Source organism: Pseudoxanthomonas dokdonensis, from assembly GCF_001431405.1.
Classification (GTDB): Bacteria; Pseudomonadota; Gammaproteobacteria; order Xanthomonadales; family Xanthomonadaceae; genus Pseudoxanthomonas_A; species Pseudoxanthomonas_A dokdonensis.
The window spans coordinates 37001-61043 of sequence record NZ_LDJL01000012.1 but is presented as its reverse complement, the minus strand read 5'-3'; the positions used below and the strand labels follow the sequence as shown (position 1 = coordinate 61043).

The 24043-nt window shown below is 66.0% G+C and carries 23 protein-coding genes; 17 read left to right on the top strand and 6 right to left on the bottom strand.

All coding sequences use genetic code 11. The features are described from left to right. The 3 genes from ABB29_RS12615 to ABB29_RS12605 form a co-directional block, all read left to right on the top strand. Window positions 1-279: lytic murein transglycosylase (locus tag ABB29_RS12615; protein ID WP_211260739.1), on the top strand; the 279-nt coding region annotated here is incomplete at its 5' end. After that, window positions 276-1586: a septal ring lytic transglycosylase RlpA family protein gene (locus ABB29_RS12610; RefSeq protein WP_057659624.1), complete on the top strand. Its 1311-nt coding sequence runs from the start codon at window positions 276-278 to the stop codon at window positions 1584-1586. The genes ABB29_RS12615 and ABB29_RS12610, both read left to right, overlap by 4 nt. A 115-nt stretch (window positions 1587-1701) precedes the next feature. After that, on the top strand, window positions 1702-2895 hold the full coding sequence (locus ABB29_RS12605; RefSeq protein ID WP_057659622.1) for a D-alanyl-D-alanine carboxypeptidase family protein: 1194 nt from the start codon (window positions 1702-1704) through the stop codon (window positions 2893-2895). A 109-nt stretch (window positions 2896-3004) separates the two neighbouring features. Here ABB29_RS12605 and ABB29_RS12600 read toward each other — a convergent pair whose 3' ends face one another. Then, window positions 3005-3883 carry an EamA family transporter gene (locus tag ABB29_RS12600; protein WP_057659620.1) on the bottom strand — a complete coding sequence of 293 codons (879 nt, stop codon included), beginning with the start codon at window positions 3881-3883 and terminating at the stop codon, window positions 3005-3007. Between the two features lie 124 nt (window positions 3884-4007). Between ABB29_RS12600 and ABB29_RS12595 the strand changes: the two genes are divergently transcribed. The 3 genes from ABB29_RS12595 (at window position 4008) to glnE (ending at window position 7871) form a co-directional block, all read left to right on the top strand. Beyond that, window positions 4008-4286: a DUF493 family protein gene (locus ABB29_RS12595; RefSeq protein ID WP_057659618.1), complete on the top strand. Its 279-nt coding sequence runs from the start codon at window positions 4008-4010 to the stop codon at window positions 4284-4286. Then, window positions 4274-4942, top strand: a complete 669-nt coding sequence (lipB, locus tag ABB29_RS12590) for a lipoyl(octanoyl) transferase LipB (RefSeq protein WP_057659616.1) — start codon at window positions 4274-4276, stop codon at window positions 4940-4942. Before ABB29_RS12595 ends, lipB begins: the two co-directional genes overlap by 13 nt. 67 nt (window positions 4943-5009) lie before the next feature. Further along, window positions 5010-7871, top strand: coding sequence for a bifunctional [glutamate--ammonia ligase]-adenylyl-L-tyrosine phosphorylase/[glutamate--ammonia-ligase] adenylyltransferase (gene glnE, locus ABB29_RS12585; protein WP_057659614.1), 2862 nt, complete (start codon window positions 5010-5012; stop codon window positions 7869-7871). Between the two features lie 596 nt (window positions 7872-8467). On the opposite strand, the gene ABB29_RS12580 is transcribed toward glnE, so the two are convergent. Continuing rightward, the gene (locus ABB29_RS12580) at window positions 8468-9445 is read right to left on the bottom strand and encodes a mitochondrial fission ELM1 family protein (RefSeq protein WP_057659612.1); all 978 of its coding nucleotides are present in this window, start codon (window positions 9443-9445) and stop codon (window positions 8468-8470) included. 127 nt (window positions 9446-9572) lie between these two features. Between ABB29_RS12580 and ABB29_RS12575 the strand changes: the two genes are divergently transcribed. The 5 genes from ABB29_RS12575 (at window position 9573) to ABB29_RS12555 (ending at window position 13720) form a co-directional block, all read left to right on the top strand. Further along, a complete protein-coding gene (locus ABB29_RS12575; protein WP_057659611.1) occupies window positions 9573-10166 on the top strand; it encodes a malonic semialdehyde reductase in 594 nt (197 codons plus the stop codon). 35 nt (window positions 10167-10201) lie between these two features. Then, entirely contained in the window at window positions 10202-10783 is a 582-nt protein-coding gene (locus ABB29_RS12570) for a YceI family protein (protein ID WP_057659609.1), read from the top strand. 150 nt (window positions 10784-10933) lie between these two features. Then, entirely contained in the window at window positions 10934-11131 is a 198-nt protein-coding gene (locus tag ABB29_RS12565; protein WP_057659607.1) for a zinc-finger domain-containing protein, read from the top strand. Window positions 11132-11271: 140 nt separating this feature from the next. Continuing rightward, window positions 11272-12411 (top strand): glycosyltransferase, encoded by a 1140-nt coding sequence (locus ABB29_RS12560; protein ID WP_057659604.1) that lies wholly within the window; start codon window positions 11272-11274, stop codon window positions 12409-12411. After that, window positions 12383-13720, top strand: coding sequence for an O-antigen ligase family protein (locus ABB29_RS12555; RefSeq protein ID WP_057659603.1), 1338 nt, complete (start codon window positions 12383-12385; stop codon window positions 13718-13720). The genes ABB29_RS12560 and ABB29_RS12555 overlap by 29 nt, the downstream gene beginning before the upstream one ends. A 22-nt stretch (window positions 13721-13742) precedes the next feature. Here the strand turns inward: ABB29_RS12555 and ABB29_RS12550 are convergent, their stop codons facing one another. Further along, window positions 13743-14654 (bottom strand): LpxL/LpxP family Kdo(2)-lipid IV(A) lauroyl/palmitoleoyl acyltransferase, encoded by a 912-nt coding sequence (locus ABB29_RS12550; RefSeq protein ID WP_057659601.1) that lies wholly within the window; start codon window positions 14652-14654, stop codon window positions 13743-13745. 34 nt (window positions 14655-14688) lie between these two features. Between ABB29_RS12550 and waaA the strand changes: the two genes are divergently transcribed. The 5 genes from waaA to ABB29_RS12525 all read left to right on the top strand — a co-directional run bounded on the left by waaA (window position 14689) and on the right by ABB29_RS12525 (window position 19835). Then, window positions 14689-15993, top strand: a complete 1305-nt coding sequence (gene waaA / locus ABB29_RS12545; protein ID WP_057659599.1) for a lipid IV(A) 3-deoxy-D-manno-octulosonic acid transferase — start codon at window positions 14689-14691, stop codon at window positions 15991-15993. A 172-nt stretch (window positions 15994-16165) separates the two neighbouring features. Continuing rightward, window positions 16166-16786 carry a hypothetical protein gene (locus tag ABB29_RS12540; protein WP_057659597.1) on the top strand — a complete coding sequence of 207 codons (621 nt, stop codon included), beginning with the start codon at window positions 16166-16168 and terminating at the stop codon, window positions 16784-16786. A 395-nt stretch (window positions 16787-17181) separates the two neighbouring features. Beyond that, on the top strand, window positions 17182-17805 hold the full coding sequence (locus ABB29_RS12535) for a hypothetical protein (protein WP_157062638.1): 624 nt from the start codon (window positions 17182-17184) through the stop codon (window positions 17803-17805). Between the two features lie 16 nt (window positions 17806-17821). Next, window positions 17822-19243 (top strand): phospholipase effector Tle1 domain-containing protein, encoded by a 1422-nt coding sequence (locus ABB29_RS12530; RefSeq protein ID WP_083487870.1) that lies wholly within the window; start codon window positions 17822-17824, stop codon window positions 19241-19243. Between the two features lie 22 nt (window positions 19244-19265). Next, window positions 19266-19835 carry a hypothetical protein gene (locus ABB29_RS12525; RefSeq protein WP_157062637.1) on the top strand — a complete coding sequence of 190 codons (570 nt, stop codon included), beginning with the start codon at window positions 19266-19268 and terminating at the stop codon, window positions 19833-19835. A gap of 78 nt (window positions 19836-19913) precedes the next feature. Here ABB29_RS12525 and ABB29_RS12520 read toward each other — a convergent pair whose 3' ends face one another. The 3 genes from ABB29_RS12520 to ABB29_RS12510 form a co-directional block, all read right to left on the bottom strand. After that, window positions 19914-21299 (bottom strand): TolC family outer membrane protein, encoded by a 1386-nt coding sequence (locus ABB29_RS12520; RefSeq protein ID WP_057659587.1) that lies wholly within the window; start codon window positions 21297-21299, stop codon window positions 19914-19916. Between the two features lie 29 nt (window positions 21300-21328). Continuing rightward, window positions 21329-21985 (bottom strand): protein-L-isoaspartate O-methyltransferase family protein, encoded by a 657-nt coding sequence (locus tag ABB29_RS12515; RefSeq protein WP_057659585.1) that lies wholly within the window; start codon window positions 21983-21985, stop codon window positions 21329-21331. A 148-nt stretch (window positions 21986-22133) separates the two neighbouring features. Beyond that, window positions 22134-22802 carry a TetR/AcrR family transcriptional regulator gene (locus ABB29_RS12510; protein WP_057659583.1) on the bottom strand — a complete coding sequence of 223 codons (669 nt, stop codon included), beginning with the start codon at window positions 22800-22802 and terminating at the stop codon, window positions 22134-22136. Window positions 22803-22881: 79 nt separating this feature from the next. Between ABB29_RS12510 and ABB29_RS12505 the strand changes: the two genes are divergently transcribed. Then, entirely contained in the window at window positions 22882-24006 is a 1125-nt protein-coding gene (locus tag ABB29_RS12505) for an efflux RND transporter periplasmic adaptor subunit (RefSeq protein WP_245622627.1), read from the top strand. Window positions 24007-24043 lie beyond the last annotated feature (37 nt).

The following is a 24043-nucleotide window of genomic DNA, read 5'->3' as shown; positions in this document are numbered from 1 at the left end:
GCCCGGCTGCAGCCGGGCTTTGAAGAATTCAACCCGGACAACTGGCTGCCGACCTACACCCTGCCGCAGCTGGCACAACGCGGTTACAGCCCGGTCGACCCGGTGGCGCCCGATGCGCTGGCGACCACGGTGACCCTGGACGGCAGTGACGGCAAGCAGTACTGGTTCGGTTTCCAGAACTACTACGCGATCACCCGCTACAACAATTCCAAGATGTACGCGATGGCGGTGTACCAGCTGTCGCAGGCCATCGCCGGCAAGCAGATTCCGTCCGCATGAGGCTGTGGCTGGCCGCCGCGATGATGGTGGGGCTGGCCGCCTGCAGCAGCGCGCCGAACAAGGGCCCGGCGCCGACCGCCGGCAGCCGCGCGCCGGCAAGCACGCCGTCGGCCGGCACGGTTGCCAACTGCGCCAACCGCTACCAGCCGGCACAGGAAGACTTGTCCAAGCGTGGCAACTACACTGCCGGCGGACTGTATGCGCCCGGGGTGGCCGATACCACCCCGGACCACGTGCCTGACGTCGACTGCATCGCCGAACCGGTGGTCACCCGCGAACCGCTGTCGCCGATCGGCAACCGATCGCCCTACAAGGTGCTGGGCAAGCAGTACGTGGTCCGCAGCAAGCCCGACGGCTATGTCGAAACCGGCATCGCTTCGTACTACGGCAACAAGTTCCATGGCCGTCGTACCTCCAACCAGGAGGTCTACGACATGTACGCGTTCACCGCCGCGCACAAGACCCTGCCACTGCCCAGCTTTGCCCGGGTCACCAACCTCGACAACGGCAAGTCGGTGGTGGTGCGGGTCAACGATCGCGGCCCGTTCCATGATGGCCGGGTCATCGATTTGAGCTACGCGGCGGCGGTCAAGCTGGGCATCACCCAGCGCGGCACCGGCCGGGTCGAAGTACGCGCGTTGACCCCGGGCGATGACGATGGCCCGCGCCTGGCCAGCAATCCGGCGGCGGCCAGTGTCGCCAGCAATACCCTGGCGGCCGCCAGCCAGCAGCCGACCGCCATCGACAATCTGGTCCGGCAGCTGCCGGACCGGCCGTCGCAGCCGGCGTCGGCCCTGAATGGCGCACAGGCGCTGGCGGCGACCAACCTGGGCAAGCGTTACCACGTCCGGGCCGACACCGAAAACGCGCCCAGCGCCGACAAATTCGACGCCTGGATGAAAGCCAACAACGTGCGCATCACCACCGGCAAGCCGGGTACACCGGTCGCCGCGGCGGCCAGCACCGCCGCGTCCGCAACCAGGCCGCCGGTCACTGCGGTGGCAACGAGCGCACCGGTGGCGGCCGCGTCCACCACGGTTGCCGCCGGCAGCAGCACGCCCGCGGCATCGATGCGCGCAGACGCTGTGCAGTTGCAGGTCGCCAGTTTTGCCAGCCGTGACAACGCCGATCGCGCGCTGGCACGGCTGACCGCTGCCGGCATCGCCGGTGCCAGCCTGAGTGACATCAACAGCAACGGCCGAACCCTGTGGCGTCTGCGGGTCGCCGCTGCCGACACGCAGGCCGATGCGCTGGCCGCGCGCATTGCCGGGCTCGGCTTCGGCCAACCGCAGAAGGTGCGCGAATAAGCCGGTTTTTGCCCGAAACGCCTATTTTTTACGCTTTCCATACCACTTGCCACCGCCTGCTTCCTACAATGGTGGTTTCGCCAAGGGCCATCGCCCTGCCAGGAGTCTGTTCCCCATGAAGTTCCGTTTCGCCCTCGCCGCACTGGCCACCACTGCGATGGGTCTGGCCTTTGCCCAGACACCGACGCCGTCACCTGCACCCGCGGCAGACGCCGCCGTGGCCATTCCGCCGGCGCCGGTACCGGTGGGTACCGCCTGGGTGCTGATTGACTACACCACCGGCCAGGTACTGGCGGGCGAAAACTACAACCAGCGCGTCGAGCCGGCCAGCATCACCAAGGTCATGACCTCGTACGTGCTGGCTGCCGAGCAGAAGACCGGCAAGATCAAGTCGACCGACCAGGTGATGATGAGCGAACGCGCCTGGCGCGAAGGCGGCGCCGGCACCGACGGCAGCTACAGCGGCTTCGCGGTCAACAAGACCGCACCGTTGATCGACATGGAAAAGGGCATGGCGGTGCAGTCCGGCAATGACGCGGCCATCGCCCTGGCCGAGCACACCGCCGGCAGCGAAGAAGCGTTCGCTTCGCTGATGAACAACTATGCCGCCAGAATCGGCATGAAGAATTCGCACTTCGTCAACGCCCACGGCCTGTCGGCGCCGGAGCACTATTCGACCGCCTATGATCTGGCGTTGCTGGGCCGCGCGTTCGTCCGCGATTACCCGGAAACCTACGCCTACAACAAGATCAAGGAATTCACCGTAGGCACCATCACCCAGCCCAACCGCAACCTGCTGTTGTGGCGCGACCCGAGCGTGGACGGGATCAAGACCGGCCACCACTCCGGTGCCGGTTACTGCCTGATGAGCTCGGCCAAGCGCGGCGACCAGCGCCTGATCGCGGTGGTGATGGGTTCGACCTCTGAGAAGCAGCGCGCCAATGATTCGATGGCCCTGCTCAACTGGGGATTCCGGTTCTACGAAACCCACCGCATCTATGAAGCCGGCAAGGCCATTGCCCAGCAGCGCGTCTGGAAGGGCAAGAGCAAGGAAGTGCAGCTGGGCGTCGCCAAGCCGCTGCTGGTCAGCGTGCCGCGTGGTCGTTACGGTGACTTGAAGCCGACCATGGACGTGCCCAAGCAACTGGTCGCGCCGATTGCCAAGGGCCAGGCCATTGGCAACGTCAAGGTGACGCTGGACGGCAAGGTGGTGGCGCAGTCGCCGCTGGTGGCGGTCGAAGCGGTGGAAGAAGCCGGCTTCTTCAAGCGCCTGTGGGATTCGTTCTGGATGTGGTGGGAATCCGAGTAAGCGTTCTCCCGCAACCGACTGCACAGAAGATGCCGGCGTTTTTCCGGCATCTTTTTTTTCGCGCGCGGGCCAGGCCTCCGGCGCGCTTCCGACAAAATCCGCGCGGCGGCTACCCGCCTGGCCGCGCCAGACTGAAGGCGATCAATGCGATCGCCACCACCGCCAGCGCGATGCCGGCCTTGTTGATGGGTTGCAGGCGCTCGCCGAACAGACCGGTGCCGACCCAGGTGCCCAGCACCACCACGCCCAGGTTCATGCTGGCAAACACCACCGCCGGGCTGTCGGGCAAGGCACGATGGGCTTTGACGTAGAACAGGATGTTGCCGAAGTTGGTCAGACCGACCAGCAGGCCGACCGCCAGCGCGCCCATCCTTAGCCGATGGCCGCCATGCAGGCGCCGCCATGCCAGCAGCCCCAGCATCAGCAGCAGGGCCACGACAAAGGCGATCTGCAACGACAGCGCGAACGGCGTGCCGCCCTGCGCCACCTGCTTGAGCAGGATGTCGACCGTGGCATAGCCCAGCAGCACCAGCAGCGGCAGCCACCATTGCCGCGGCCCGGCGTGGGTGGCGGCGCCTGCGCGGCTGCGGATCAGGATGGCGACCATCGCCAGCATTCCCAACGCCAGCCCGGCCAGCTTCCAGCCATCCCAGCGTTCGCCAAACCAGACAAAGGCGGCCGGCAACGACAGCAGCAGCGACAGTCGCTGGGCGATATCGGTGCGGACGATGCCGGCTTCGCGCACCGACGCGGCCATCACCAGGAAGATCGCCGGCAGCACCGATGCCAGCAACAGCAAACGTAGCCACGGCAATGACCCGATCTGCACGGCCTGCCAGTCGGGCCGCAGCAGCAGCGCGCAGGCCAGGCTGGCGGCCAGATAGTTGAAAGTGACCAGCGTCGGCATGTCCAGGCCACGCCGCTGCGCCAGCTTCAGCTGCACCGACACCAGCACGCTGCACAGCACGCTCAGGACCAGAAAACCCATGCACCACCCATGACACGCCCGCAGGCAAGGCGGCGATTATCGCAGCCCGCTCGTTCAGCCCGCAGCCCGTGCCGGACCGCCGGATGGGCTTGGATTTGGCGCTGGCGGCCCCAATAATCGGCGCATGGACATCTCATCTGACAATCCGGACCACGGTTTCCAGTTCCCCGGCACGTTCGAACTCAGCGCCATGGGCGCCGCCAACACCGGCCTGGAAGTGGAACTTCCCACCCTGCTCAGCAAGGCCGGCCTGGACGTGCTGCGCGAGAAAATCTCGTGGAAGCATTCCTCCAACGGCAAGTACGTGTCGGTGCGCATCGCCTTCCGTGCCGAGAACCGCGAGCAGTACGACGCGGCCCATGCCGCTCTGCGCGAGCATCCCGAGGTCAAGTGGACCCTGTGACCCCGGCCTGCCTGGTGCGCGAGCTGGGCCGGCAGCTGTACGAGCCGGTGTGGCGGGCGATGCAGCGCTTCACCGATAGCCGCGACGAGACCAGCGCCGACGAAATCTGGGTGGTCGAACACGATCCGGTGTTCACCCTCGGCCAGGCCGGCAAACCCGAACACGTGCTGGCGCCGGGCGATATCCCGGTGCTGCAGGTGGATCGCGGCGGCCAGGTCACCTATCACGGGCCCGGGCAACTGGTGATGTATCCGCTGTTCGATCTGAAACGGCTGAAAGTCGGCGTGCGTGATTACGTCTGCAAGATCGAGCAGTCGATGATCGACACCCTGGCCGAATGGAACATCGAAGGCCGGCGCAAGGACGGCGCGCCCGGCGTATACGTGGCCGGGGCCAAGATCGGCGCGCTCGGCATCCGCGTGCGCCGCGGCTGCACCTTCCACGGCCTGGCCTTCAACATCGACATGGACCTGGCGCCGTGGCACCGGATCAATCCCTGTGGTTACCAGGGCCTGCAGGTCACCACCTTGCGCGATCTCGGTGGTCCGTCGGGAATGGCCGCGGTCAAGCCGGTGCTGCTTGAAAAGCTGGCCGCGCAATTCGGCCTGGTGTTGCAGGCTCGCGATCAATTGCCGGATCTGGCCAGCGCGGCCTGAATCGTGAGCGCCGTCGAGCACGTCCACTCGCGGCCGGTGCCGCGGGTGTCCATGCCACAATCCAGTGATGGATACTTCGCACGACCCGACTGATTCAACCATTGCCTCCGATCTGGATGCGTTGATCGAACGTGGCCTGTCACGATTGCAGGCGGCATCGCCGGCGCTGGCGCGGGCGTTGCAGCAGGCGCAGGCGCGGGATCGCGTGCGCACGCTGCTGCAGGCCAGTGACTTCGCCCTGGAAACCCTGTGCAGGCAGCCGCAGTACCTCGAGCAGTGGTTGACCGATGATGGCGCGACGGCAGTGCCACTGCCGGTGTTGCAAGCCGGTCAGTCCGAACAATGGCCGGGGCAGCTGCGCCGCTATCGCACGGCCGAATCCAGCCGCCTGATCTGGCGCGACGTGCACGGACTGGACAGCGTCGATGACACCTTGCGCGGCAGCACCCGGCTGGCCGAAACCTGCCTGCAGACCGCGCTCGATGCACTCGAAAATGATTTCGCCAGCCGCCACGGCGTGGTCCGTGATGGCGATGGCCAGGCGCAGCGGCTGATCGTGTTCGGGCTTGGCAAACTCGGTGGCGGCGAACTGAATTTCTCCTCCGATGTCGATCTGGTCTACGCCTATCCGCACGGCGGCCAGTCCGATGGCGCGCGCACGCTGATGGCCGAGGATTATTTCGCCCGGCTGGGCCAGCGGCTGGCAAAACTACTCGACGAAGTGACCGTTGACGGTTTCTGCCACCGCGTCGATCTGCGCCTGCGCCCGTTTGGCAGCGCCGGCCGGGTCGCGCTGTCGCTGGCCGGCATGGACGCGTATTTCCAGCGCGAAGGCCGCGACTGGGAGCGCTATGCCTGGCTTAAGGCGCGCACGGTGGCGGGTGACATCGAAGCCGGCGAGCAATGGCTGCAGACGCTGCGGCCATTCGTCTATCGCCGCTACCTGGATTTCACCGCACTGGATGGCCTGCGCGAGATGAAGGCGGCGATCACCGCCGAAGTGGCACGCCGTGAACTGGCCGACGACATCAAGCGCGGCGCCGGCGGCATCCGCGAAATCGAATTCCTGGTCCAGGCCCTGCAGTTGATCCGTGGTGGTCGCGAGGAAACCCTGCGCGAGCGTCGATTGTTGCCGGCGTTGCGGGCACTGGTTGAACTCAACCAGGTCGCGGCCGAGGAGGGCGATGCGCTGGCTGCTTCCTATCGCTACCTGCGCCGCGTCGAGAACCGCCTGCAGATGCTGCGTGACGCACAGACCCATGTGCTGCCGGACAGTCCGCTTGATCGCCTGCGGCTGGCGCGTGGACTTGGCCATGCCGACTGGACCGGCCTGCGCGCACAGATCGATGGCGTGCGCGCGCATGTGGCCGGCGAATTCGCCGCGCTGCTGGCGCCGCGCAAACCGGGCATGGCCAAGACCGATCTGGCCCAGTACTGGCGCAGTCTTCCCGATGATGGCGACGCCCAGGCGTTGGCTGATGCCGGCTTCGAATCGCCATTGCAGGTTGATGCGGCGTTGCGCGAATTCGCCCGCTTTTCCGCGGTCGATGCCCTGTCCGACAGCGCCCGCGCGCGGCTGGACCGGGTATTGCCGGCGGTGCTGACCGCCGCCGCGGCCTGCGCCAAGCCCGACGCGGCGCTCAAGCGGGTATTGGCGCTGCTGCAGGCCATCCTGCGGCGCACCAGCTATCTTGCATTGCTCGACGAACAACCCAGCGCACTGACCCGTCTGGTCGATGTACTGGCGCGCAGTGCGTTGCTGGCCGAGCGGCTGGCGGCGTATCCGTTGTTGCTCGACGAGATGCTCGACAGCCGGGTTGGCGGGCCGATGCCGGACCGCGCGTTGATGCACGAAGAGTGCACCGCCGCACTGCGCGAGGAGGATCCCGAGCAAGCGCTGCGTGCGTTGAACGAAACCCGCCTGGCATTGAGCTTCCGGGTCGCGCTGGCGGCGCTGGATCAGCGGCAGTCAGCGCTGGACAGCACCCGGCAACTGGCGTGGCTGGCCGATGAAGTGGTCAAGGCGGTATTGCAGATGGCCTGCGATGAGGTCAGCAGCGCGCATGGCATTGTCGGCGACGGGCGCTTCGCGATCATCGGCTACGGCAGTCTCGGTGGCCAGGAGCTGGGCTTTGGCTCGGATCTGGATCTGGTGTTCGTGTTCGATGCGCCGGTCAACGCCCAGTCCGATGGCAAGCGGCCACTGGAGGCCGGTCGCTGGTATGCGCGACTGGCGCAGAAAATGATGGCGCTGCTCGGGGCGGTGACCAGCGCCGGCCGCCTGTACGACGTCGATGTTCGTTTGCGGCCCGACGGCGCCAAGGGCCTGCTGGTGTCATCGTTGGCCAGTTTCCGCGAATACCAGCGCGAGCGTGCCTGGACCTGGGAACACCAGGCACTGGTGCGCGCCCGCGGCGTCGCCGGCAACGACGCTCTGCTCGGCGAGATTGAACAGATCCGCCGCGACGCGTTGGCCAGGCCACGTCAGCAACAGCAACTGGCCGGCGAAGTTGGCGACATGCGCGCGCGCATGCGCAACGAACTGGATCGCAGCCGCGGTGAGCAGTTCGATCTCAAGCAGGGCGCTGGTGGACTGGTCGATCTGGAATTCCTGCTGCAATACCTGGCATTGCGCGACGCCAGCCGGCAACCGCTGTGGCTGGCACCGCGCGACACCCCCGGATTGCTGGTCGTGGCCCGCCAGCAGCAGGCGTTGCCCGACGCCGACATCGATGCGCTGGTGCAGGCACACGCCACTCTGGTGGCGGCTGGCCTGGGCTGCACCCTGGACCGGCGCCCGCGCATCGTTACCGTCGAGGACGACATCATCCACGCCCGCCAGGCGATTGAAGCGGCGGTGCTGCGCGTGGGGCTGGTCTACCAACGACTGATTAAAAGCCCGGACAGCACCGAACCGCCGCTGCCGTAGCGGTGGTCGGCATTGTTGTTGCATCCGATGGGCACCGCCCGACAGCGGCGCGGCCGACGATGGTGAAGACCGCGCCGGCCTCGTCGCCATTGCGGCCAACCCCGCCCGATTGTCACTCTCAACCCCTCGTGATCCCGGCGAACGCCGGGATCGCGCTTTTTTTTTCCAAGCGCAATGGATGCCGGAGGTCGGATCACCCAGCCTTTGCGAACTCCCGGACTTCGTCATCCCGGCGAACGCCGGGATCCAGCTTTCGCAGTCCGAAGCACGATAAATGCTGGATGACCCGACATCCGTCGGTTGAAAGCCTGGCTTACGCTAGGATGACGATGCTATTTGGCGATGGTTATTTGCATGGTCCGCGAGCGATCCCGCATCAGGACGACAATCCTATTTCATGTTTATTTAGGGGTGAACAGCAGAGAAAATCCTGTCAGCCCAAGATCATTCCTTATTTTCGTCATCCCGGCGAACGCCGGGATCCAGCCTTTTCCCAAGCGCAATAGATGCCGAAGGGCGGATCACCCAGCCTTTGCGATGGCCGCCACCCACGCAGCCAGTGGACAACCATGCAAGCGAGCTATTGATCCGCGGCGCTATGCCAGTGGCAGCCGTTCGCGCAGCAGGGCGGCGATGCGCGCGGTTTCGCGCAGCGGCGTCACTTCGAAATCGGCCAACGTGCTGTCCATCACCTGGATCCGGCCACTGGCCAGCAGGCTGTCGAGGAACCGCCGCGGTCGGCCACGGACGCGATGCGGATCGAACACGTGCACTGGCACCCGGGTGGCGCAGGCTTCGGACACCATGTTGACCGAGTCCGGCGTGCAGACGATGCGGTCGGCCCAGGCCAGCATGCCCGCATAGGGATTGGCGCCGTCGGCGTCGCCGCACCAGACCACGCCGGGTGTCTCGACGTAGCGATCACGCAGCGGCCGGATGACCTTGTCCGGGGTTCGCCGCGAGGTGGTGATCATGACGCTGCCGCCATCGCGGGCCAGCGCGACTTCGAGCTTGGCCGCCAGTACTTCGAACGCTCCGCGATCAAAGCGCGCATGGGCACTGTTGCCGCCCAGCAGCACCGCCGTGCGCGGTCGCGGCAACTGCCCGAGTTCGGCAAAACTGGCCCGGCCGAGTGCCAGCCAGGCATCGTCGACCGGATTCAGGCTGCCCTGCATCTGCAGCACGTTGTCGCCTTCGATGCCGTCGTGGCGCGGCACCACCAGCCAGTCCCAGTAAGCGGGTTCGAGCCGGGGGTCGAGGATCTGCACCACCTGGCTGCCGTGTTCGCGCAGCACCCGCGTGGCCAGGGCCGCCTGCCGGCCGCAGCCCACCGCCAGCGTCGGCGGTTGCGCCAGCGCATTGGCGAATTGACTGCCGAAGGCATCGACCGAACCCGGCCAGCGGCGAGGGGCGAGCCATCGCCACGGCGCCGAGGTCTGCAGCTGCCATTCGCTCAGGCTGGGCGTGCGCAGGGCATGGGCCAGCGCCGAGGCCTGGCGCACATTGCCGGCGCGGCCGTCGCTGAGCGACCACAGATGGGCGGAATACGGCGCGGGAGGCGTGGTTTGTTCCATCGGTTAAAACAATCCGTTCCGAACGGGCTGGCTGTCGCCATCGGCAGGACACTCTACACTGGACACCTGATTTGCTCACACGCAGTGAATCGTTGTTGCCTTCTACTGCCTCTTACAAGGATTGATGATGACCCAAGCCCTAGACGACCGCGCACTGGACCAGTTGTTCCGCACCGCCCGCAGCCAGAATGCATTCCTGGATACGCCGGTGACCGATGAGCAGCTACATGCCCTGTACGAGCTGCTGAAGTGGGGGCCAACCGCGGCCAACACCACCCCGGCGCGGTTCGTGTTCGTCAAGTCGGCCGAGGCAAAGGCCAGGCTGGCACCGGCGCTGGACGCCGGCAACCTGGACAAGACCTTGGCCGCGCCGGTCACGGTGATCATCGGCTTCGATCTGGATTTCCATGAAAAAACCCCGCTGCTGTTCCCGCACGTGGCCGATGCCAAGAGCTGGTTCGAAGGCCCGCGCGAGAACCGCCACGAAGGCGCTTTGCGCAATGGCAGCCTGCAGGGTGCGTACCTGATGCTGGCCGCACGCGCGCTGGGCCTGGATTGCGGGCCGATGTCCGGCTTTGACAACGCCAAGGTCGACGAAGCGTTCTTCACTGGCACCGCCATCAAGTCCAACTTCCTGGTCAATCTCGGCCACGGCGACCCGGCCAAGGTGTTCCCGCGCCTGCCGCGCCTGAGCTTTGATGAAGCCGCCCGCATCGAATGATCCACACCCGCCCCGTTACCGATTGGAGAATCCCCATGCGCAAGACCCTGCTGTTTGCCGCCCTGTTCGCGTTCGCCGGTTCCGCATTGGCGGCACCGGTCAGCTACAAGATTGACCCCAACCACACCGACGTCATCGCCCAGTGGAGCCACTTCGGCTTCTCCAACCCCAGCGCCCACTTCGGACAGGCCGACGGCACCATCGTCTATGACGCCGACGACATTCCGGCCTCCAGCGTGCAGGTCACCCTGCCGTTGAGCGGGCTGAACAGCTTTGTCGCCGATTTCGACGCGCACCTGCGCAGCGGCGATTTCTTCGAGGCCGAAAAGTACCCGGCGGCGACCTTCAAGAGCACCCGGGTGGAATCAGCGGGTGGCAACAAGCTCAAGGTCACCGGCGACCTGACCATCAAGGACATCACCAAGCCGGTGACCCTGGACGTGACCCTCAACAAGGCCGCCGAACAGCCGATGGCCAAGCGTGCGGCGATCGGTTTCGATGCCACCGCCACCGTGCTGCGCAGTGATTTCGGGCTCGGCAAGTTCGTGCCCAACGTCAGCGACGAAGTGACCCTGCGCATCACCACCGAGGCGATGGTGCCCAAGCCGGCCGAATAAGCCGACGGTTTGTCTCCACCGGCAGCACGGCGCTCCCTCTCCCCGCCGGGCTGTCGCAACGCCGGTCTGCTGGATGCAGGCCGGCGTTTTCTTTTGCAAGCACGGGTAGGCTGGTAGACTGCCGGTCTGCCATTTTCCAGCCACAACGCCATGAGCCATACCGCTTCCGCACCCGCCAATGCCGAAAAACGCTACACCGTGCAGCGGTCGGATCTGCCGCTGAGCTGCCCGTTGCCGGAGATGGCGCTGTGGAACTCGCACCCACGGGTGTACCTGCCGATCGAAGCGGCCCCCGGCCATGAAGTCCAGTGCCCGTACTGCGGCTCGCACTTCGTGCTGGCCGATTGACGCCCGCGCATGCGGCCAGCCGGTTGCGGTGGCCTTGAGGCGTCAACGATGAGCGACCGTCAACGCCAGCCCGCTGCGGTCATGCCGCTTGCCCTGCTTGACTGCCGACGCGACAGCACCGGCTGCGGAGCCAGGCGGCCATGCGCCGGCTGACCGTACTGCAACTGCTGCCCGCGCTGCATTCGGGTGGGGTTGAACGTTCGACCATTGAAATCGCCGATGCGCTGGTCCGCGCCGGCCATCGCGCGGTCGTGGTCTCGGCCGGCGGTCGCCTGCTGCCGGCGTTGCTGGCCACCGGCGCCGAACACATCAGCGTCGACATCGGCCGCAAATCGCTGGCGACATTGCGCCACATCGGCACCCTGCGGCAGATCCTGCTGCGCGAAAAGCCCGACATCGTGCATGCGCGTTCGCGGCTGCCGGCGTGGCTGGGCTGGCGCGCGCTGCGGGGCCTGCCGGCGCCGTTGCGGGCGCGCTTCGTCACCACCGTGCATGGCCTCAATTCGCCCGGCATCTACAGCCAGGTGATGACCTTCGGCGAACGCGTCATCTGCGTCTCCGACAGCGTGCGTGGCTACGTGCTGAAGCATTACCCACGGACCGCGGTCGACAAGCTGCGGGTCATCCCGCGTGGCATCGACCCGCTGCAGTTCCCGCCACGGCCACGGCCGGACCCCGCCGCGCGGGCGCGCTTCGCGGCGGCCGATCCGCGGCTCGGCGGCGACGGTCCGCTGCTGCTGATGCCAGGCCGTGGCACCCGCCTCAAGGGCCATGCCGATGCGCTGCAGCTGCTGGCCGGGCTGCGCGCCACTGGCGTCGATGCGCGCTTGTGGCTGCTCGGCACCGACGAGCCGGGCCGGCAAGCCTACGTCGCCGAACTGACCTCCCTGGCGGAGCAGGCCGGGGTGGAAGCAGCGCTGATCATCGCGCCACCGACCGCCGCCATTGCCGACGCCTATGCCGCCGCCGATCTGGTGCTGCAGCTGTCGCGCAAGCCGGAAGCATTCGGCCGCACCGTGATCGAAGCGCTGGCCGTGGGCCGGCCGGTGGTCGGCTGGGACCACGGCGGGGTGGGCGAACTGCTGGCCCAGCTGCAACCGGCTGGCGCGGTCACGCCGTTCGAGCAGGCGGCGCTGCTGCAGGCCGCCGGCGACATGCTGGCCTCGCCCGGACCGGCGCTGGCGTCGATCGCACCGTATACCCTGGCCAGCATGCAACAGGCCACCTTGAACCTTTACCAAGAGCTTGCCGATGACCCCCGCCACGCTGCCGCTTCCTGAAACTCCCGCGATTTCGCCGCAGGGCTGGCGCTGGGCGCCGGCGTGGGTGTTGACCTTCGTCGCGTTGTGGCCGGCACCGGGTTATGCCGAAGCGGTGATGGTGCTGGGCGCGGTGGCGGCGATCATCCGCCTGCTGCTGGCGCGCTTCCGTGGCAGCTCGCAACTGCTCAGCGGGCCGGCCTGGGCGCTGACCAGCGTGATGTTCTTCTGCTACTGGTTGCCGGAACTGATATCCAGCATCGACTCGGTCGATACCGGCCGCGCGCTGCGCGAGTCGGTGGTGGACCTGCGCTACCTGCCGTTCCTGTGGCTGGTGGCGGCCTCGGTGGCCAACGAACGCGCACGCCGTACCACCTTCGGCGGGCTGGCGATCATCGTCGGCATCTGGACCGTGGACGCGCTGCTGCAGGTAGTCAGCGGCACCAGTCCGCTGTTCTGGGCGCTGGATCAGTTGAAGTGGCTGATCAGCAACAAACCGATGTGCTCGGCGCTCGAAGTCGCCCGGGTCGATCGCCTCAGCGGTTTCCTCGGTCCCTGCAACCTCAAGCTGGGCGTGGTCATCGCCAGCCTGTCGCCGTTCGTGCTGTTCGCCGCCGGGCGCCGTTTCGGCGTGCTCGGCTGGGTGCTGGCCGCGGCCGCGGTCGGGGTGGTGGTGATGCTGGCTGGCGCGCGTGCGGCCTGGATTACCTTCGCGCTGGTGCTGGTGTTTTCCGGCTGGCCGCTGCTGGGCTGGAAGAAACTGCTGTCGGTGTTCGCCTTCGGCGCGGTGGTGCTGGTGGCGCTGGCGGTGTTTTCACCGCAGTTCCAGCAGCGGCTGGCGCGCACAGCGCAGGCAGTGACCGGCGACGAGAACGGGGTGGATCTGGCGCTCTCCGGCCGCACCCGGATCTGGGGCGCGGCGCTGTGCATGATCGAACACGATCCGATCAACGGGGTCGGCGCACGTGGCTTCCGCGAGGCCTTCCCGGCCTGTGACCCGGCTGCCGGCCAGGTCGCGGCGTGGGGCAACGGGGTGGCCCACCATGCCCATCAGATCGTGCTGGAGATCCTCAGCGAGACCGGCATCATCGGTTTGCTGCTGTGGCTGGCCGGCGCCGCACTGGCCTGGCGCGCCTGGCGTTACGCCAGCCCGGCCGACAAGGATCGGGCGCGACCGGCGATGCTGGCACTGGCGGTGACGGTGTTCCCGTTCAACACCCATCTGGCGTTCTATTCGACCTTCTGGGGCGGGCTGTCGCTGATGCTGGCGGCGCTGTACACCGGCAGCCTGCTGGCGCGTGACGAATCGCCCGCGGCATCCGCCCGCTGATGCGGGGCGGGCGCGGCTGGCGTCAGTCGTAGAAGTGGCTGCGTCCTTCCGGCTGGCGCTTGAAGCGGCGATGGATCCACAGGTACTGCTCGGGCGCTTCGCGGACCATGGCCTCAATCTGCGCATTGACCCGGGCGCTGTCGGCGGTGGCGTCATCGGACGGGAAATCGGCCAGCGCCTCACCGATGCGCAGGATGTAACGGCCACCTTCGCGACGATGGAAATACGGCACCACCGCGCAGCCGGTCAGCCGCGCCAGTTGGTGGGTGGCGGTGATGGTGGCCGCCGGCATGCCGAAAAACGGCGCGAACACGGTGTCCTTGCCGCGCATGTCCTGGTCCGGCGCGTACCAGAGAAAGCCGCCTTTCTTCAGATGCCGCACCGCGCCGCGGATTTCCTCGTTGGTGAACATGTGCTGGGCGTAGCGCATGCGGCCGCGCTTGACCGCCCATTCGAACACCGGGTTGCCGTGGCGCCGGTACATCCCGGACAGCGGCGCGTAATCGCACATCAGCCGCCCGCACATCTCCAGGGTCATGAAGTGGCCGGACACCAGCAACACCCCGCGGCCCTGCTGCTGGAAGCCCTTGAGGATTTCAACGCCCTCGACCTGGGCCTGGCGGCGCATCGGCTGGCCGCGGCCCCACCAGGCCCGGGCGAATTCGAACAGGCCCACGCCCAGCGCGTCGAAACTGTCGCGCAGCAACTGTTCGCGCTGCTCCCCGGGCATGTCCGGAAAACACAGCTTCAGGTTGACCCGGGCGGCGCGATGGCGGTCGCGGGCCAGCGCCGGTGCCAGCCTGCCGATCACATGGCCGAGCCCGCGCTGCAGTGACCACGGCAGCTGCGCGCCCAGCCACATCACCGCCAGCGCGGCCCACATCGGCCAGTGGCGGGGGGACAGCGGCGGTGATGATTGTTCATTCTGGGCCATGGCTTAATTCTAACGGCTTACCTATCCTTCTCCGATGCCGAAGGACATGACCGAACGATTGCTGCGCGCCGGATACTCGGCGGTGCTGTACCTGCTGACGCCGGTCACCGTCTACCACCTGATCTGGCGCGGCTTCCGCTTCAGCGAATATTTCCTGCGCTGGAACGAGCGTTACGGCTCCTATCCCGGTCCGGCGCAACGCTGCGATGTCTGGCTGCACGCGGTATCGGTTGGCGAGGTCAATGCCGCCGCCCCGGTGATCGATGCACTGCGCCGCCTGCGGCCGGAGCTGCGCTGGGTGGTGACCACCATCACCCCGACCGGGTCCGAGCGGGTGCGGGCGCTGTGGGGCGATGACGAGCAGGTGCAACACGTCTACGCGCCGTACGACCTGCCGGGCGCGGTCGGCCGCTTCCTCTCGCATTTCCGCCCCGGCGTGGCGCTGGTGATGGAAACCGAGCTGTGGCCCAACCTGCTGTTTGGCTGCCGTGATCGCGGCATCCCCAGTTACATCCTCAATGCGCGCCTGTCGGCGCGCTCGCTGCGTGGCTACAGCGTGCTGCGGCCATTGATCGCACGCACCGTGCGCACCATCAAGCGCATCGCCGCACAGTCGGCGGCCGACGCGCGCCGTTTCCAGGTGCTTGGCGCCGACAGCGAACAGGTGCTGGATACCGGCAATCTCAAATTCGATATCGCGGTGCCGCCGCACCTGGACGCCTTTGTCGCCAGTTTCGGCCAGCAGCTGGGGCGGCCGCGGCCGGTATGGATTGCCGCCAGTACCCACGAGGGCGAAGAGGCCGATGTCATCCGCATCCACCAGCGCCTGCGGCAGCAATGGCCGCAGCTGTTGATGCTGTGGGCGCCACGGCATCCGGAGCGTTTCCCGAAAGCGCTCGAGCTGGCTGCCGAGCAGGGACTGCGGACCGCCACCCGCCGCCTGCAGCAATGGCCGCAAGCCGACACCGATGTGTTCGTGATCGATACCCTGGGCGAGCTGATGGCGTTCTATGGCTGTGCCGATGTCGCCTTCGTCGGCGGCAGCCTGCAAGCGATTGGCGGCCACAACCTGCTGGAACCGGCCGCGGTCGGCACCGCCACCGTGACCGGCCCGCATCTGCATAATTTCGCCGAGATTTCCAAACGATTGAAAGAAGCCGGCGCGCTGGAAGTCGGTGCCGACGCCGACGCGGTGGCCGATCTGCTGCAACAGCTGCTGGCCGAGCCAGGCCGCCGCCAGCAGATGGCACAGGCCGGCCGGCAACTGGTCCAGCACGGCCGCGGCGCACTCGAGCGCACCCTGGCGATGATCGACGAAGACCTGCCAGCTCCCGGTTGATGACGGCTTCAACATCGCGCCGGGCGCGGTAACGATCGCGGATGGCTGCCTGCTGGATCGACATCGATCGCCACGCAGGTTGTCGCCGTCTCCACTAACCTTCGCAGCGGGTCGCGTTGCATACACCTGCGCATCGGCACTACCCTGCAGCCAGTTGGGCGAAGGAGAACCCATGCGCATCATTTTCTCGCGGCATGCCGCAATCGCGCTGCTGCTGGCGATAAGCCTGGCAGGATGCCAATCCACAGCCCCGTCTCCGGCATCACCGGGCAGTGCGGCGGAATCGCTGCCTCGGGGCAGCTATACCAATGTCGGGGCGACTTGGCCGCTGAAGTTCCGGGCGCATTACTTTGATGCCATTTGTTTCAGTACCTACGGCTGTCGCGTCCAGTATGGCCATTACCATCCCGGTAATCCGTCTGAAGACGTGCTCACCAAATCATCAGACTCCATACCGGACTACCCTAATCATCTCAGTGCGGGTTGGGGCCCGATAAAGAATTTTCCCGCGCCCGCCAAGGTTACCTGGCGTTCCAAGGATGGAGTACCGCATGCAGCCGAGATTGATATCGGCGAGATCTTCAGCGATCAGCGGATTCGCCACACTGTGAAACAGGAGGATGCCGCTGACCTGGCATCCAGCGGTACGCCGGGCATCATTCTGGAAGTCAACGACCGCACCATCAATGTCTATATGCAAACGGCAATATGGCTCAAGCAGCCCACAGAGCCAGACAATCCCCTAAGTGACGTGCAACGCGATCTGATCAAAGTCTTCAGTGAAACGTACTAGACAAGACGCACCCGTATCGAGGTGCGAGATCAATCGTCGGCGGAAATGCCTTGGTCGCAAGGGCCAGGAAAACGTAGGACGAAGCGCGCTACGCTATCTGGTCTGGAAGTCGCGTGGATATCACCTGATTCGCACATGCCAGCGCTGCTGGATCTGTCCGCAGCCGCGTTCGTTGTTGCTGTATGTCACATTGTTTAATGGTTGCGCTTCGGCCGGTACCGCGATGGGTTGCAGCCGCTGGCGGCAACGAAACTGCCTGCTTGCGGTCGTTGATTGTATGCCTTGGTTTCGCCGCGATATCGCAGGTCGAACCAAAGTCACAAATTAACGTTGCACGTGCGTTGCATATGACGGGCGTCGGGACTAGGCTTGGATGGTAGGGCGAAGGAGAACCCATGCAACGTATTGTCTCGCGGCGTGTCGCAACCGCCGCCATGCTGCTTATCGCAACGACAGGATGCCAGTCCGCAATGTCCAATCCCGAATCATCCGCCACGCCTGCGCCACCGCTGCCTGAGGGCAGCTACACCAATGTCGGGGCGCCATGGCCGCTGAAGTTCCGGGCGCATTATTTCGGTGTTTCGACCTACAGCACTTATGGCTGCAAGGTCGTTTATGCCGGAATGCCGCGGGTAATGGATCGGGACGACGAGCTCCAGAGTTCTTCGGAGGCCATTGGTTCAAAGTATCCGAATAACATGAAGGCGACCTGGGGGCCGATATCCAATTTTCCACCTGCCGCAAAAGTTACCTGGCGCTCGAAGGATGGGACGCCGCACGAGGCCGAAATTGATATCGGCGAGATCTTCAAGGATCAGCTGATTCGACACAATGTGAAACAGGAGGATGCAGCTGATCCAGCATCCAGCGGTACGCCAGGCATCATTCTGGAAGTCAACGACCGCACCATCAATGTCTATATGCAAACGGCGATCTGGCTCAAGCAGCCTAAGGATCCTGATAATCCGCTAAGTGATGTGGAGCGAGATCTGACCAAGGTATTCAGCCAGAAATACTAGCAAAGGAGTGCAGCATATGAATTCCAGGCGAAAGTCCCCGTCCCGTGATGGCGGCGTCGATACCTACCCGGCCGATGCTCATGACCTGGCGAGCTACAGCGAGGCAGAAGCAGGATTGGCGGAGATGCGAATCCCGTTGCTGCTCCGCTCAGGAGATCCACATGAGCGCCTGTATATCGCTGCATTGGATGGCACCGGCAACAGCATGTACGACGACAAGCCGGGAAACTGGAGCGTGGCCGCGAGAATCCATGATCAAGTGAACGCGCTCAACGACAAAGGCATTGCCAACATCTCCGGCGGCTACGTCGAAGGCGTCTACACCCAGAACGGTCTGCTGAAACTACCGTCCAAGATGCTCGATGGCCGCTATGCGCATACGGCGGATGAGCGGGTGGAGACGGCGTACTTCCAGCTTTGCGAGCAGGCACGCGTCTGGCGCGAGGAAGATCCGCAGGCAAAGATCCGCGTCGCCGGGGTGGGCTTCAGCCGCGGCGCCGAAGAAGTATCGATGCTGTTGCGGATGGTCGAAGAACGTGGCATCCGCGATCCGACCGGGGCGCGGGTGGTGCGTGACAAGGAGGATCTGATCACCGGGATCCAGTACGCCAACCGGCCACCGCTGGTGCCGCCTGGGCAGACCCTGCAGGCGGCAATGCTGTTCGACCCGGTATCCACCGGCATGGAGGAACATGACCGTCGTTTGCCAGGCTCAAGCATGTCGACATTCGGCCTCATCGCCGAAGACGAGCGTCGCAACCTGTTCCCGGCCAGCGATCAGATTCCGCTCGGTTTCAGCGAGGACAAGCGCAACTACAGCGTCATCGTCGGCGGTTCGCACAGTGATCTTGGTGGTACTTATCTTCGCAACGGCCTGGGTACGCTCAGCTTCAACCTCGGTGTGTCTTTCCTCAACCGGCTCAGCGATCAGGACTTCCTGCAGAAGCAGCCGGTGCCGACGGATCCGGCACAGTTCGTGGTGCATCGGTCCGACCAGCACATGATGGGTCTGTACGGGACCCGCAATTACGACCGCGATGGACTGCGTGACCACGTCAATCAATTGGCCCCGGCCAGCATGTGCGCGGATCGGGCGGCGCAGGACTGCCAGCGCAAGGAACCGATCAATCCGCTGCTCGAGCAGCAGATCGAGCGCCGCACCGCACCCACGACAGCGCCGGCGGCCCCGGCGGTGGAAAAGAGCGGACTGGACGAACTGTTCGAGCGGCTCTACCAGGGCGCGTTCAACCGCGACGACCGGGCCATGGGCGCGGCCACCGCCGGTTATCTGCAAAGCGCCGATGCGCGGCCATTCCAGGCCGAGGTGGCGCGCCAGCAGGAACGGATGGATGCCCACGACCGCCAGCTCGCCGCGCAGGCGCTGGAGGCGCAGCAGGCCGAGGCCAGCCAGCAACAGCATCGCAGCATGAGAAGGTAGCAGGGCGATGGAACAAACGGACTTGAAGCAGTTCATCCTTCAGCTGGCGGCAATCGGCGAACGCCTGGACGAGCGCAGCGCGGCGGCGGTGCAGGCAGTGGAAACCAGCGCCCAGCGCATGGGTAGCGAAGCGCGGCGTCTGGCGTCGAGCAGCGATGGCTTTAGCCACGAAGTCGCGCAGGCCCTGCAGCTGCGATCCGCCGAGATCATCGGCCAGGGCCTGGGCCAGGCCTTGGCGCAGATCAGCCAGCAACTGGACGCGGCCGGCGGGGTCGCCAGCCGGGCGGCGGCCGGGCTGGAACAGGAACGGCAGGCCCTGCGCGCGGAACGACGGACCTGGCTGTGGCTGGGCTGCGGCGCGTTGCTGATCGGCAGCGTGCTGGCGGTGGCGACCTCGGTGTATGTGGTCAAGCAAAGCTACCAGCAGCTCAGCCAGAACCGGATCGAAGCCGAGCTGCTGCGCGCCTACAACGCCGCCGACGTGACCCTGTGCGACGGTCGCCTGTGCGCCAACGTCGACAGCAAGGCCAAGCGCTTCGGCCAGAACGAGCAATATCTGCTGGTGCAACCGCGCCGCGCATCGCAGCAATGACCGGCATCGGCTGACGGGGAGCGAAAAAAAAACGGCGGGCAATGCCCGCCGTTGTGTTATCCGCGATGACGCCGTGGCTTACTGGATGTTCGGGCGCACGGTATCGCTGGGCTTGAGCTGGGCTTCGGCATCGGCGGTCAGCAGGCGGTTGATGTCCTGCACGTCGTTGATGTCGAGGGTGCCGGCGGCGGCTTCCAGCAACAGCCGGTTCTGCAGGAAGCGGTACTTGGCTTCGGCGTAATCCAGTTGCGACTGGAACAGGGTCTGCTGGTTCTGCAGCACGTCCAGCACGGTGCGGGTACCGACTTCCAGGCCGACCTGCGATGCGTCATAGGCGCTTTGTGCCGAGACCACCGCCAGGCGACGGGCTTCGACTTCGCTGATGCCGGCGGACAGGGCCTGGTAGGCGCTGCTGGTGTTGCGGATCAGGGCGCGACGGGTCTGTTCGTACTGGTCCTGGGCGATGTCGCGCTGGTTGATGGCCTGGCGGACCCGTGACTGGATCGCGCCACCGGCGAAGATCGGCACGTTGAGGGTCAGGCCGACCGTATAGCCTTCGTCATCGGCGTAGGTCGGCGTACCCGGGCCATGCACCGAATCCCAACCGGCGCCGTTGTTGTAGCTGCCGCCCAGGTTGAGGGTGGGGTAGTGCGCCGCGCGCGCGGTCGACACACCGTATTCGGACGCCTGCAACTGCGCTTCGGTCGACTTCAGGGTCGGGTTCTGATCGACCGCGGCGCTGACCCACTGCTGCGGGTCCTGCACCGGCGGCAGTTCCGGACGGAAGTCTTCGGGCAGGCCCTTGAGGTTGGTCACCGGCTGGCCGGTCAGTTCCAGCAGGGCGCGGTAGTTGTCGTCCAGCGCGTTGCGGACCAGGATGGTGTTGGCGCGGGCTTCGTCATAGCGTGCGCGGGCTTCGTGGACGTCGGTGATCGGGGCCAGGCCGACGTCCAGGCGCTTCTGCGCGTAATCGAACTGCTTGCGGCCGGCTTCTTCGTTGGTCTCGGCGGCGGCCAGCGATTCGATCGCCACCAGCACGTCGAAGTAGGCCTGCGAGGTGCGCGTGATCAGCTGCTGGTTGGCGGCGGCCAGATCGTAATCGGCAGCCTGGCTCAACGCGCCTTCGGCGCGCAGGTTGGAGATCCGGCTCCAGTCGAAGATGGTCTGGCTGACGTCGATGCCATAGGTGCGGCCCTTGGTGTCGCCCAGATCCAGGCCCGATGGCGCGATATTGCCCGGGCGGCTGCTGTGGCTGCGGCTGTAGCCGGCGCTGCCGTTGATCTGCGGCAACAGGGCGGCGCGTGCCTGGACCTTGCCTTCCTGGTTGAACTCAGTGGTCGACTCGGCGATCGAGAGCTGCGGGTCGCCGGTGCGGGCCAGCTCGTAAGTCTGCAGCAGGTCGGTGGCGCCTGCCGAAAATGGCAGGGCCATGGCAAGTGCTAGTGCGAGGGGGCGACGGATCATGCGGCTTCCTTTGGATGATGGCTTTGTTTTCAGAACACGAACAGCGGCGCGGGTGCGGCGCCGGCAAGATAGGCGATGTCGGTTTCAAACAACGATTCGATGCGCGGTCCGTTGACATCGTTGTGCACCAGCACCGCTTCCATGACCGGTGAATGGCCGCGCACGACGAACAGGCGACCGCCCGGACGCAGCCACTGCAGGAAATGCGCCGGCAGGGTCTCGACCGCGGCGGTCACGCAGACCACGTCGAACTGGCGGCTGGCCTGGTACTCCATCGCATTGGCGGTTTCGACGCGGACATTGGTGCCCAGCCCGGTGCGTTCCAGATTGGCGCGAGCGGCGTCGGCGATGTCCGGATACAGCTCCAGGCTGAGCACTTCGCGCGCCAGCGCACCCAGGCAGGCGCTGAGGTAGCCGCTGCCGGTGCCGATTTCCAGCACGTCGTCGCCCGGCTGCACGTCCAGCGCCTGCAGGCAGCGGCCTTCGACCACCGGCTTCATCATCTTCTGGCCGTGAGCGAGCGGGATTTCCATGTCGGCATAGGCCAATGCGCTGTGCGCGGCGGGCACGAACTCCTCGCGCGGCAGGCGCGCGATGGCTTCCAGCACGCGCGGCTCCAGCACGTCCCAGGGACGTACCTGCTGCTCAACCATCTTTTCGCGGGCCTGGGAATAATTGATTGTCATGGGGGTTATCCGGCGGGAAGGCGGGGGCGGTACAGTTTACCGGCGCTCCCGCCCGCATGGTGGAAGAATCGCGGCTGCGGCGGCCAGCGCGCAGTGCCGGAAGTCACCGGGACCACCGGAACCACTGGCTTTGCGCCGGCAACGGGTTTCAGCGAACCGCATAGGCACGCAGGAACATCGCCACGGTCGCGTCGATATGGGCCAGCATTTCGGCCTCGCTCGGTTGCGGGCCAACGCCGCACATCGCGCGTTCGTGCAGCTTGCCCTTGAGCAGCGCGAAGAACTGTTCGGAGGCACGACCGACGTCGTCGATGCTCAATTCGCCCGCGTCGCAGGCCATCTGCAGCATGCCCGCCAGCGCATCACAGGTACGCTTGGGGCCGGCTTCCCAGAACAGCCGCTTGAGGCTGTCATCGCATTGCCCCGGGGTCAGCAGCATGCGCTGGGTGCCAAGGGCCTCCTCGCTGGTCACCAGCCGGAAAAAGCCGCGGCCGATGGTGGTCAATCGCTCGCCCAGCGGTCCGCTGACGTCCTGCTGGAACAGATCCGCCGGCATCAGCTCATCGCACTTGGACTGCACCGCGGCCAGGAACAGGGCTTCCTTGTCGCCGAAATGGCTGTAAACGGTGAGCTTGGAGACCCCGGCCTCGGCAGCGATCTGATCCATGCTGGCGCCAGCGAAGCCCTGCGCGGTGAACAACTGCTTGGCCGCCTCCAGGATGGCATTGCGCTTGCCCAGATCCTTGGGCCGTCCCGGGCCGTTGACGGCCTTGCTGGCAGGCTTGGATGTCTGAGCTGGCGGGCGTCTGCTGACCATGACCGGTAATACTAGACTAGCTGGTTCGATATTTATACTCTACCGCCAAGTCCATTAATTGATTGTGCCGGGAGCCGCCGTGTCGATGTTGCGCTGGAACGCCTTGGGCGTGGGTCTGCTGATCTGCCTGGCCGGTTGCGGTGAGACCGCGCCGCCGCCGGAAGATCCACCGCCGGCGCTGGTCGTGCATCCGGCGGGTGGCGACGCCGCGCTGTCGGCCTATGCCGGTGAAATCCGCGCCCGCGAGGAGAGCGCGTTGTCGTTCCGGGTTGGCGGCAAGCTGGTCAAGCGCCATGTCGACAGCGGTAACCGGGTCGAGCGCGGGCAGTTGCTGGCCGAGCTGGACCCGACCGATTTCCGGCTGCAGGCGCAGTCCGCGCAGGCGCAGCTGGCCGCCGCCGAAGCGGATCTGGCCCGTGCCCGCGACGATCGCGACCGCTACGCCGCGCTGGTCAAGGAAAAGCTGGTCAGCCAGTCCACCTATGACGCCCAGGTCGCGGCCTATAAAGCCGCCGAAGGCCAGGCCAAGGTCGCCCGCGCGCAGCTGAGCGAGGCCGGCAACCAGACCGGCTACGCGCAGCTGCGGGCGCCGGCTGCCGGCGTCATCGCCAGCCGCCAGGCCGAAGCCGGACAGGTGGTCGGCGCTGGCCAGACCATCTACACGCTGGCCGTCGATGGCGCCCGCGAAGTGGCGATCAACCTGCCGGAAAACCGCTACCGTCAGTTCGCGGTCGGCCAGCCGGTACAGGTCGAGCTGTGGAACCAGCCCGGCCAGCGGCTGGATGGCCGTATCCGCGAAATCAGCCCGGCCGCCGATCCGCAGACCCGCACCTATCCGGCGCGGGTGGCGTTGAGCGGTGACGCGGCGCTGGCCGCGGTCGAGCTGGGCCAGAGTGCCCGCGTCCATGCGATGCAAACCGGTGCCGCGCTGAGCGTGCCGCTGGCCGCCATCCAGCCGGCCGGCAACGGCGGCAGCGCGGTCTGGCGGCTCGACCCGGCCAGCGGACAAGTGCATCTGCGCCCGATCAAGACCGGCCAGTTCGGTGCCGACAGCGTTCCCGTACTCGCTGGCCTGAGCGCCAGCGACTGGATCGTTGCCGGCGGCGGCCACCTGCTGCGAGAAGGCCAGAAAGTCACCCCGGTGGATCGCAGCAACCGTCCGATCACGCAAGCGTCGCCGAAGCCGGCGAAGGCAGGTCAGTGATGGATCAGGTAGCCGCTACCGGGCTGCGCTGCGGGCA